General features: G+C 56.7%; 10 protein-coding genes and 1 other RNA gene. 7 read left to right on the top strand and 4 right to left on the bottom strand.

Features of this window, described 5'->3' with window-relative positions:
• Window positions 1–117: 117 nt before the first annotated feature.
• On the bottom strand, window positions 118–1011 hold the full coding sequence (argP, locus tag RTU33_RS15875; protein ID WP_312628640.1) for a DNA-binding transcriptional regulator ArgP: 894 nt from the start codon (window positions 1009–1011) through the stop codon (window positions 118–120).
• A gap of 160 nt (window positions 1012–1171) precedes the next feature.
• Between argP and rpiA the strand changes: the two genes are divergently transcribed.
• The gene (gene rpiA, locus RTU33_RS15870) at window positions 1172–1831 is read left to right on the top strand and encodes a ribose-5-phosphate isomerase RpiA (RefSeq protein WP_312628638.1); all 660 of its coding nucleotides are present in this window, start codon (window positions 1172–1174) and stop codon (window positions 1829–1831) included.
• Between the two features lie 267 nt (window positions 1832–2098).
• The gene (gene serA / locus RTU33_RS15865) at window positions 2099–3331 is read left to right on the top strand and encodes a phosphoglycerate dehydrogenase (RefSeq protein ID WP_312628637.1); all 1233 of its coding nucleotides are present in this window, start codon (window positions 2099–2101) and stop codon (window positions 3329–3331) included.
• Between the two features lie 87 nt (window positions 3332–3418).
• Here the strand turns inward: serA and RTU33_RS15860 are convergent, their stop codons facing one another.
• The 3 genes from RTU33_RS15860 to zapA all read right to left on the bottom strand — a co-directional run bounded on the left by RTU33_RS15860 (window position 3419) and on the right by zapA (window position 4588).
• Window positions 3419–4015 (bottom strand): 5-formyltetrahydrofolate cyclo-ligase, encoded by a 597-nt coding sequence (locus RTU33_RS15860; protein ID WP_312628636.1) that lies wholly within the window; start codon window positions 4013–4015, stop codon window positions 3419–3421.
• Between the two features lie 18 nt (window positions 4016–4033).
• Window positions 4034–4217: non-coding RNA, 6S RNA (gene ssrS, locus RTU33_RS15855), on the bottom strand.
• Between the two features lie 41 nt (window positions 4218–4258).
• Window positions 4259–4588: a cell division protein ZapA gene (zapA, locus tag RTU33_RS15850; RefSeq protein WP_312628635.1), complete on the bottom strand. Its 330-nt coding sequence runs from the start codon at window positions 4586–4588 to the stop codon at window positions 4259–4261.
• Between the two features lie 166 nt (window positions 4589–4754).
• Here zapA and RTU33_RS15845 point away from each other — a divergent pair, with 166 nt between their 5' ends.
• The 5 genes from RTU33_RS15845 to gcvT all read left to right on the top strand — a co-directional run bounded on the left by RTU33_RS15845 (window position 4755) and on the right by gcvT (window position 10562).
• A complete protein-coding gene (locus RTU33_RS15845) occupies window positions 4755–5333 on the top strand; it encodes a YecA family protein (protein WP_312628634.1) in 579 nt (192 codons plus the stop codon).
• 25 nt (window positions 5334–5358) lie between these two features.
• The gene (pepP, locus tag RTU33_RS15840) at window positions 5359–6672 is read left to right on the top strand and encodes a Xaa-Pro aminopeptidase (RefSeq protein ID WP_312628632.1); all 1314 of its coding nucleotides are present in this window, start codon (window positions 5359–5361) and stop codon (window positions 6670–6672) included.
• Complete coding sequence (gene ubiH, locus RTU33_RS15835) at window positions 6669–7835, top strand: 2-octaprenyl-6-methoxyphenyl hydroxylase (RefSeq protein ID WP_312628630.1); 1167 nt, start codon at window positions 6669–6671, stop codon at window positions 7833–7835. Before pepP ends, ubiH begins: the two co-directional genes overlap by 4 nt.
• Before the next feature lie 10 nt (window positions 7836–7845).
• The gene (gene ubiI, locus RTU33_RS15830) at window positions 7846–9048 is read left to right on the top strand and encodes an FAD-dependent 2-octaprenylphenol hydroxylase (protein ID WP_312628628.1); all 1203 of its coding nucleotides are present in this window, start codon (window positions 7846–7848) and stop codon (window positions 9046–9048) included.
• A gap of 419 nt (window positions 9049–9467) precedes the next feature.
• Window positions 9468–10562 (top strand): glycine cleavage system aminomethyltransferase GcvT, encoded by a 1095-nt coding sequence (gene gcvT / locus RTU33_RS15825; RefSeq protein ID WP_312628626.1) that lies wholly within the window; start codon window positions 9468–9470, stop codon window positions 10560–10562.
• Window positions 10563–10587: the final 25 nt, after the last annotated feature.

Genomic DNA, 10587 nt, shown 5'->3' with positions numbered 1-10587 from the left:
GAAGAGAGCGAAGTTACCCTCGGGAGTTAAGAGTAAAGTCCCAGAAATACCCGGTAAGAAAAACTGCTGATCACCTTAAGTGACCAGCATTAGGGAAATGCTCCCGCCTTTTTTTGTTTAATCCTGGCGCAGCACCTTGTGCCCGTATTCCAGCAGCGCGTCCGTCACCCGGCGCATCATGCGGCTTTCCGGCGCGAAGCGGTGCCAGTAGAGCATCCGGCGCTGGAACAGGCCCGGCGTCAGATCGATAAGTTCACCGCTGTCGAGCTCGCGCTCAATTTGCAGATGCGGGATCATACAGCAGGTGGTGCCCTGGCGGGCAAGCTGCACGAAGGCCTCCGAGGAGTTCACGATATGGCACGGCACGCTGCCCGGCGGCAGATCGAAGTGCTGTTGCAGGAAAGCCTGATGCATATCATCAAGATGGTCGAACGCCACCACCGGCGCTTTCAGCAGGGCAGAACGCGTTACGCCATTCGGGAAGTAGCGTTGCGCAAACGACTTTGAGGCGACGAACAGATAGTCGAGCGCACCAAGTTGATCGACCAGGCAGCTTGGTAGCGCCTGTGGCTGAATACTCACCGCGCCGACCACTTCCCCACGGCGCAGACGTTCCTGTGTGCGGGTTTCATCTTCCACCTGAATATTGAGGCGAATCGGCGAATCGGAAAGTACGGTGGAAAGCGCGGGCAGAAGCCAGGTTGCAAGACTGTCGGCGTTAACCGCCAGCGACAGCAGCAGCGGCGTGGAGCCGGTTTGCTCGTCGCCAAGCCACTCTTCTTCCAGCAGCTCCACCTGACGCAGCAGCGCCAGCAGCTTTTGCCCTTGCTCGGTTGGACGAGGAGGCACGGTGCGCACCAGCAACGGCTGCCCGAACATGTTTTCCAGCTGTTTAATACGCTGTGAGACGGCGGACTGGGTGATACACAGCTTTTGTGCGGCGCGCTCAAATCCGCGTTCCCGAATAACCGCATCCAGCGCCTGTAGTGTTCTGTAGTCCGGACGTTTCATTGCTGTGACTGACTCCTCATTTTCTGTTACCCGCACTATGACATAAATTTACGTTTGATACAGGCCCCAAATTGGGCCGCGCCCGCCGGGCCGTGCAGGGACATTTGTGCGGTGAATAGTCTATAATGCGCGGCATCCCATCACATCACAGGCAAAAATCATGACGCAGGATGAACTGAAAAAAGCAGTTGGCTGGGCAGCACTTCAATACGTACAACCCGGGACCATCGTCGGCGTAGGCACGGGGTCGACCGCCGCGCACTTTATCGACGCGCTCGGGACGATGAAAGGTCAGATTGAAGGTGCCGTTTCCAGTTCGGACGCTTCAACCGAAAAGCTAAAGAGCCTGGGGATCCACGTTTTTGATCTGAATGAAGTGGATCGTCTGGGGATCTACGTTGACGGCGCAGATGAGATTAACGACCACATGCAGATGATCAAAGGCGGCGGCGCGGCGCTGACGCGTGAGAAGATCATCGCTTCCGTTGCGGATAAATTCATTTGTATCGCTGATGCTTCCAAGCAGGTGGCTATCCTCGGAAAATTCCCTTTGCCGGTAGAAGTCATTCCAATGGCGCGCAGCGCCGTGGCGCGTGAGCTGGTGAAGCTGGGCGGACGCCCGGAATACCGTCAGAACGTCGTCACCGATAACGGCAACGTTATCCTGGACGTTCATGGCCTGGAGATCCTTGATGCTGTGGCGCTGGAAAACGCCATCAACGGCATTCCTGGCGTCGTGACCGTCGGCCTGTTTGCCAACCGTGGTGCGGACGTGGCGCTGATCGGCACCGCCGATGGTGTGAAAACCATTGTGAAATGATCTGACGGGGGCGGTGCTCGTCCCCGTAAAAAATTTTCGCCAGGTTAAATTTGGTGACTTGTGTCACATAATCTGGCTACACCTGTTTAACAATCTACGCCATCATTTCCACCCAGCATTTTATGCTGCCATTTCGCGCTGAATGACTTTTCCTCAGGACGTCGACGCAAACGTTCATATTGCCGCAATAGTTTTTTTTGATATGTTGGCTTGGGTGAGCATCGTTCGTTCACCACAACATCGATACAAGACAGACAGGGCGGGGAAATGGCTAAGGTATCACTGGAAAAAGACAAAATTAAGTTTCTGCTGGTCGAAGGCGTGCATCAAAAAGCACTCGATAGCCTTCGTGCGGCAGGCTACACCAACATTGAATTTCACAAAGGCGCGCTCGACGCTGAGCAGCTCAAAGAGTCGATCCGTGATGCCCATTTCATCGGCCTGCGCTCCCGTACTCAGCTGACGGAAGAGATTATCCAGGCTGCGGAAAAATTGGTTGCTATTGGATGTTTTTGCATCGGTACCAACCAGGTTGACCTCAACGCGGCAGCAAAACGCGGCGTTCCGGTATTTAACGCACCTTTCTCGAACACGCGTTCCGTCGCAGAGCTGGTGATCGGCGAACTGCTGCTGCTGCTGCGTGGTATTCCTGAAGCCAACGCCAAAGCGCACCGTGGGATCTGGAACAAACTGGCCGCTGGCAGCTACGAGGCCCGCGGTAAAAAGCTGGGCATTATTGGCTACGGTCATATCGGCACTCAGCTTGGGATTCTGGCGGAATCGCTGGGGATGCACGTTTTCTTCTACGATATCGAAAACAAGCTGCCGCTCGGCAATGCCACCCAGGTTCAGCATCTCTCCGATCTGCTGAACATGAGTGATGTGGTGAGCCTGCACGTACCAGAGAATGCTTCCACCAAAAATATGATGGGCGCTGAAGAGCTGGCGCTGATGAAGCCGGGTTCACTGCTGATCAACGCCGCGCGCGGCACCGTGGTGGATATTCCTGCGCTGTGCGATGCGCTGGCGCGTAAGCACCTGGCGGGCGCGGCCATCGACGTATTCCCGACTGAGCCGGCGACCAACAGCGATCCGTTCACTTCGCCGCTGTGCGAATTCGACAACGTGATCCTGACGCCGCACATCGGCGGTTCCACTCAGGAAGCACAGGAAAACATCGGTCTGGAAGTGGCCGGTAAACTGTCGAAATACTCAGACAACGGTTCCACGCTTTCGGCGGTGAACTTCCCGGAAGTGTCGCTGCCGCTGCATGGCGGTCGTCGACTGCTGCACATCCACGAAAACCGTCCAGGCGTGCTGACCGCGATTAACCAGATTTTCGCCGAGCAGGGCGTAAACATCGCCGCGCAGTACCTGCAAACCACGCCGCAGATGGGTTACGTGGTGATCGACATCGAAGCGGAAGAAGATGTTGCTGAGAAAGCGCTGCAGAGCATGAAGGCCATTCCAGGAACGATTCGCGCTCGTTTGCTTTACTGATTATTATTTTTGCCCGGCGGCACGTTGCTTGCCGGGCCTACGAATTTTGTAGGTCGGGTAAGGCGAAGCCGCCACCCGACAATTCGCTCACCAGTACCAGAGCTTCGAAGGCGTGACCACCGCAGGCAGCGGAATATCCCATTTCTCTACCGGCAGGGCATCGACCTGCTGACAATCGTGCGCATAGCCGACCGGCTGTAGTCCATGCTGCTGCCAGTTTTGCAAAGTGCGATCGTAAAACCCGCCACCCATTCCCAGACGCTGCCCCTGTTGGTCAAATGCAACCAGAGGCGTAATCAGCACGTCCAGCTCGCTCAGCGGTAACACGTCGCGCACGTCGAGCTTTGGCTCGTGGATTTTTAGCCGGTTGACGATCAGATCAGACTGCGGGTGATAATGAAGAAACAGCAAATTGCCGGAAGAGAAGGGATGGAGCACCGGCAGATACACTTGTTTACCGCTCTTCCAGAGTTGCTCAATCAGCGGCTGCGTGTCGAGTTCACCGTCGAAGGAGAGAAATACCGCCACGGTTTTTGCCATCACCACGGGAGGATAAATCATCATGCGGTGGGCGGCCTGCCCGGCAAAAAGCTGCTGCTGGTCTGGCGTGAGCGCACGACGACGCTGCCGGATTATCTGGCGAATGTTTTGTCTGGCTGAAGAAGTATCAGAAACGAGTGTCATGATTGAAGCAGAAGGTAGGGAATCTCCGAGATGCCGCCGCAGGCTGTAACCCTTGAACCCTTGGTTCAAGGTGAATGTGTCGTCACAGTTTTAAGGCTTCTCGGACGAACCGAGCATGCTCACCAACCGTGGAGCGCCACATTCTTGTGGTATGAAATATCGGCTCAGGGGACTGGCCCGCTTGCGAACATCTCAGAGAAATTTTGTCTTCAGGGTCACTCTACCATAGTTAACCATGAAGTGTTATTCAAAGTTGGGCGCCGTCTTTTCGGTTGTGCGACCCTGATCAAGAAGTGCCTGTTCAATGGTCTGCTGGAGCATCCGAATTCGGGTTTCCATACTGGCCGCGTAATCGCGCGTTTTTGCTCTTTCCTGCGTCAGCTCATAGCTGATATTCAGGGCGGCGATAAACACCAGCTGCTCAGTATTTGTGACTCTAGTGCGTTCTTTCAGATCTTGCAACCGCTGATTCAGATCGTCCGCGGCCTGATTCAGGGCATCCCTTTGTTCAGGCGGGCAATTCACTCGCAGTGAACGGCCAAAAATTTGGATATCGACGGGTTCTGCAGACATGCCACCTTCCTGCTGTTTGACTGCGCTACCTCCACAGCCCGCACCGGGGCCCGCGAAGGGGCGACACTATAGCTACCCTGGCGTGAGCACACAAGCCCTTTTCTGGTTCACCAGGGTCCAAAGTGGTAGCATAACATGAACTTTCCCCCAACGACGACGAATGCGCATGTCTATACAGAACGAAATGCCTGGTTACAACGATGTGAACCAGTTACTTAACCAACAGGGTGTGGGCTTAACGCCTGCCGAAATGCATGGTCTGATTAGCGGCATGTTGTGCGGTGGTAACAATGACAGCAGCTGGCTGCCGCTGGTCCATGACCTGACCAACGAAGGTCTGGCGTTTGGTCATGAGCTGGCCGAAGTCCTGCGAAAAATTCACGCCTCAACCAGCGATGCGCTGGAAGATGAAGGCTTCCAGTTCCAGCTTTATATGCCTGACGGCGATGAGGTCAGCGTTTTCGATCGCGCGGATGCGCTGGCGGGGTGGGTGAACCACTTCCTGTTGGGCCTTGGCGTCACTCAGCCGAAGCTGGACAAGGTGAAAGGCGAAACCGGCGAAGCCATCGACGATCTGCGCAACATCGCCCAGCTCGGCTATGACGAAGATGAAGATCAGGAAGAGCTCGAAATGTCGCTCGAAGAGATCGTCGAGTACGTGCGTGTCGCCGCGCTGCTGTGCCACGATACCTTCACGCACCCACAGCCAACAGCTCCGGAAGTACAGAAACCAACCTTACACTAATAACAAGCATGCTCAGGAGGGTGTCATGACTCAGCAGGAATACCTTCAGCGTCGGCAGAAGCTGCTGGCGCAGATGCCAGCGGGCAGCGCGGCGCTGATTTTTGCCGCGCCGGAAGCCATTCGCAGCGCCGATACGGAATATCCCTATCGTCAAAGCAGCGATTTCAGCTACTTCACTGGCTTTAACGAGCCCGAAGCGGTGCTGGTGCTGATTAAAAGTGATGACACTCACAACCACAGCGTGCTGTTCAACCGTGTGCGAGACCTGACCGCAGAAATATGGTTTGGCCGTCGCCTCGGCCAGGACGCTGCCCCGGCCAGGCTTGGCGTGGATCGGGCGCTGGCGTTCAGCGAAATTGACGAACAGCTTGATCAGTTGCTGAACGGGCTGGAGGCGGTGTATTACGCCCAGGGCGAATACGAATACGCCGATACCATCGTATTTAACGCGCTGGAAAAGCTGCGCAAAGGCTCACGGCAAAACCTGAAGGCTCCGGCGACGCTGGTGGACTGGCGGCCGCTGGTGCACGAAATGCGCCTGTTTAAATCACCGGAAGAAATTGAGGTGATGCGCCGCGCCGGTGAAATCTCCGCACTGGCGCACACCCGGGCGATGGAAAAATGCCGTCCGGGCATGTTTGAGTATCAGCTTGAGGGTGAAATTCACCACGAGTTTAACCGCCACGGCGCGCGCTATCCTTCCTACAACACCATCGTTGGCGGCGGCGAAAACGGCTGTATTTTGCATTACACCGAAAACGAATCCGAACTGCGCGATGGCGATCTGGTGCTAATCGATGCGGGCTGTGAATATCTCGGCTACGCCGGGGATATCACCCGTACTTTCCCGGTGAACGGTAAATTCACCCCGGCACAACGTGAAATCTACGACATCGTCCTCGAATCGCTGGAAGCTGCGCTGAGCCTCTATCGTCCAGGCACGTCCATGCAGGAAGTCACCGGCGAAGTCGTGCGGATCATGGTGTCCGGTCTGGTAAAACTCGGGATCCTCAAAGGCGATATCGATCGGCTGATTACCGATAACGCGCACCGCAAATTCTTTATGCATGGCCTCAGCCACTGGCTGGGCATGGACGTTCATGACGTCGGTGAGTACGGTCCGGATCGCTCCCGCGTGCTTGAGCCTGGCATGGTGCTGACCGTTGAGCCAGGCCTGTACATCGCGCCGGACGCTGATGTACCAGAGCAATACCGGGGCATCGGGATTCGCATCGAAGATGACATCGTCATCACCGAAAACGGTAACGAAAACCTCACCGCCAGCGTCGTTAAGCGCGCGGACGATATTGAGGCGCTGATGTCGGCGCAGCAATCATGAGCGTCATTATCGTAGGCGGCGGTATGACCGGCGCGACGCTCGCGCTGGCGATTTCGCATCTCAGCGCAGGCAAAGTGCCGGTCCACCTGATTGAGGCCGTTGCGCCCGATTCACAGCAGCATCCGGGCTTTGATGCCCGGGCAATTGCGCTGGCGGCAGGCACCTGCCAGCAGCTGGCGAGAGTGGGGATCTGGCAGGCTATCCGCGATTGCGCGACGCCAATCCGGACCGTTCACGTAAGCGATCGCGGCCATGCAGGATTCGTGACGCTGGATGCCGAAGATTACCATCTGCCCGCCCTTGGGCAGGTTGTGGAACTGCATGACGTCGGCCAGCGCCTGTTTAGCCTGCTTCGTAAAGCGCCGGGCGTCACGCTGCATTGCCCGGCTCGCGTCAGCGGCTTCTCCCGCACTCAGGAAAACGTTGAGGTCGCTCTCGATAATGGCCAAACGCTGACGGGCCAACTGCTGGTCGCGGCGGACGGTTCCCGCTCTGCACTTGGCGAGCAGTGTGGTATTCGCTGGCAACAGCAGCCTTACGAACAGCTGGCGGTGATTGCCAACGTCACGACTGCCGTGCCTCATGAAGGACGCGCGTTTGAACGTTTCACCGAACACGGCCCGCTGGCGATGCTGCCAATGTCTGATGGACGTTGTTCGCTGGTGTGGTGCCATCCGCTTGATAAGCGCGACGAAGTACTGGGTTGGTCCGATGCCCGGTTCTGCAATGAGCTTCAGCAGGCGTTCGGCTGGCGTCTGGGGCGTATCACGCTTGCGGGCGGCCGTAACGCGTATCCGCTCACGTTATCCACCGCTCAGCGTTCGGTATCACACCGCGTGGCGCTGGTGGGAAACGCTGCACAAACGCTGCATCCGATTGCCGGTCAGGGCTTTAACCTGGGCCTGCGCGATGTCATGTCGCTGGCAGAAATGCTGGCCCGGGCGAGCGATCCGGGTGACTATGCGCTGCTAAGCAGCTATCAACAGCGCAGAACAAACGATAAAAACGCGACCATCGGCGTCACCGACGGTCTGGTTCATCTCTTCGCCAATCGCTGGGCTCCGCTGGTGGCCGGGCGAAATATAGGCTTGATGGCAATGGAATTATTCACTCCGGCGCGCGATGCGCTGGCGCAGCGTACCCTGGGTCAGGTAGCGAGATAAGGAGTTTTCAGTGCAAAGTGTTGATATCGCTATCGTGGGCGGAGGCATGGTCGGTCTTGCGGTGGCTTGCGGTCTACAGGGCAGCGGGCTGCGCGTGGCGGTCATTGAGCAGCACCAGCCTCAGCCCGTCGCCGCTGACTCAGCTCCTCAGCTTCGCGTTTCCGCTATTAATGCGGCCAGTGAAAAACTGCTTGCGCGCCTTGACGTCTGGAATGACATTCTGGCTGAACGCACCCGCTGTTACCACGGAATGGAAGTCTGGGATCGTGACAGCTTCGGGCGTATCGAGTTTGATGGAGAAAGCCTTGGCTACAGCCATTTAGGGCACATCATTGAAAACGGCGTGATCCACCATGCGCTGTGGCGTAAAGCGCAAAAGAGCAAAGATATTACGCTGATGTCGCCCGCCGAACTGGCGCAGGTCGTCTGGGGTGAAAACGAAGCCTTCCTCACGCTGAAAGATGGCAATATGCTGACGGCGAAACTGGTCATCGGCGCGGACGGCGCTAGCTCCTGGCTGCGTAACAAAGCGGATATTCCGCTGACCTCATGGGATTACCGTCACCACGCGCTGGTGGCGACCATTCGCACCGCCGAGCCGCATCAGGCAGTGGCTCGCCAGGCGTTTCACGGCGAGGGTATTCTGGCCTTCCTGCCGCTCAGCGATCCGCAGCTGTGCTCCATCGTCTGGTCGCTGTCGCCGGAAGAAGCCGCAAAAATGCAGCAGGCCGACGAAGCCACGTTTAATCAGGCGCTGAACGTGGCCTTTGATAATCGCCTTGGGCTTTGCGAAGTGGAAAGCGAACGTCAGGTCTTTCCGCTGACCGGGCGCTATGCGCGCCAGTTTGCCGCTCACCGTCTGGCGCTGGTTGGCGATGCAGCTCATACCATTCATCCGCTGGCCGGGCAGGGCGTTAACCTGGGCTTTATGGATGCCGCGGAGCTCATTGATGAGATCCGTCGCCTGCATGCGCAGGGGAAAGATTTCGGCCAGCACTTCTACCTGCGCCGCTATGAGCGCAGCCGCAAGCACAGCGCCGCGCTGATGCTCGCTGGCATGCAGGGCTTCCGTGAGCTGTTTGCAGGTGCTAATCCTGCCAAAAAGCTGCTGCGTGATATCGGTCTCAAGCTTGCCGATACGCTGCCGGGCGTCAAGCCGCAGCTGATCCGTCAGGCGATGGGTCTCAACGATCTTCCTGACTGGTTACGTTAAGCCGGTCACACTTCTCAACCCGGCCACAGGGCCGGGTCTCCTCACCTCATTTGAAATAATCTAATTTCACGTCCTATTTCGCATTAGTTTTATTCATGTCATGAAAATGCGACTACGGAAAATCAGCCCAATTTTCCGCAGTAAATATCACCTTGTACCAAACCATATGGCTAAATGTTAATTTTATGTGGCATTAGTCGCAGAAAAGCAGTCGATCGTTCTGTTATGTTTTCGGCTCTTTTTGGTCATAAGCTAATCTGATGGATGGCTTTCCCTTATGGTTTACCGCGGTTTTCAGTGGTAACGTCAGGCAAAAGAGAACGTTTGCGTCGATGCCTGGATGGGCGTCGATGTCCGGCTTCGTGGCCGCGTTGGCGTCCACAAAGCTGCAACTGCCCCGCTTATTCGATGAGGACAAGATGGCTCAACAGACGCCTTTGTATGAACAACACACGCTGTGTGGCGCGCGCATGGTGGACTTCCACGGCTGGATGATGCCGCTGCACTATGGCTCGCAGATTGATGAGCACCATGCAGTGCGCACCGGCGCCGGCATGTTTGATGTTTCTCACATGACGATTGTCGATCTGCACGGCAGCCGTACCCGCGAGTTCCTGCGCTATCTGCTGGCAAACGACGTAGCCAAACTTACCCAGCCTGGCAAAGCGCTCTACACCGGCATGCTCAATGCCTCCGCCGGGGTTATCGACGATTTGATCGTTTACTTCCTCACTGAAGACTATTTCCGCCTCGTGGTGAACTCTGCTACCCGCGAAAAAGACCTCGCCTGGATCACCCAGCACGCTGAGCCGTACGGTGTGGAAATCACCGTGCGTGATGACCTGGCGCTGATTGCCGTTCAGGGGCCGGACGCGCAGGCGAAAGCCGCCAGCCTGTTCAGCGATGAGCAGCGTAAAGCGGTGGAAGGCATGAAGCCGTTCTTTGGCGTACAGGCAGGGGATCTGTTTGTCGCGACAACGGGCTACACCGGTGAAGCTGGTTATGAAATTGCGCTGCCCAATGAAAAAGCGGCTGAGTTCTGGCATGCGCTGGTGGAAACCGGCGTCAAGCCTTGTGGTCTGGGCGCGCGCGATACGCTGCGTCTGGAAGCTGGCATGAACCTTTACGGGCAGGAGATGGACGAAGGCATTTCTCCACTGGCGGCCAACATGGGCTGGACCATCGCCTGGGAACCGGAGGCGCGTGATTTTATCGGCCGCGAGGCGCTGGAGTCGCAACGCGAGCACGGCACCGAAAAGCTGGTGGGTCTGGTGATGACCGAGAAAGGCGTGCTGCGCGGCGAGCTGCCGGTACGTTTTACGGATGCTCAGGGCAACCAGCATGAAGGCATTATCACCAGCGGCACCTTCTCTCCAACGCTCGGCTACAGCATTGCGCTGGCCCGCGTGGCTGCGGACATTGGTGAAACCGCCGTGGTGCAAATTCGCAACCGTGAAATGCCGGTCAAAGTGACCAAACCTGTTTTTGTACGCAACGGTAAAGCCGTTGTGTAATCGATTATTTTTTTCTGGAGAAATG

Source organism: Scandinavium sp. (assembly GCF_032012665.1).
GTDB lineage: Bacteria > Pseudomonadota > Gammaproteobacteria > Enterobacterales > Enterobacteriaceae > Scandinavium.
This window is presented reverse-complemented; position numbering and strand designations above follow the sequence as displayed.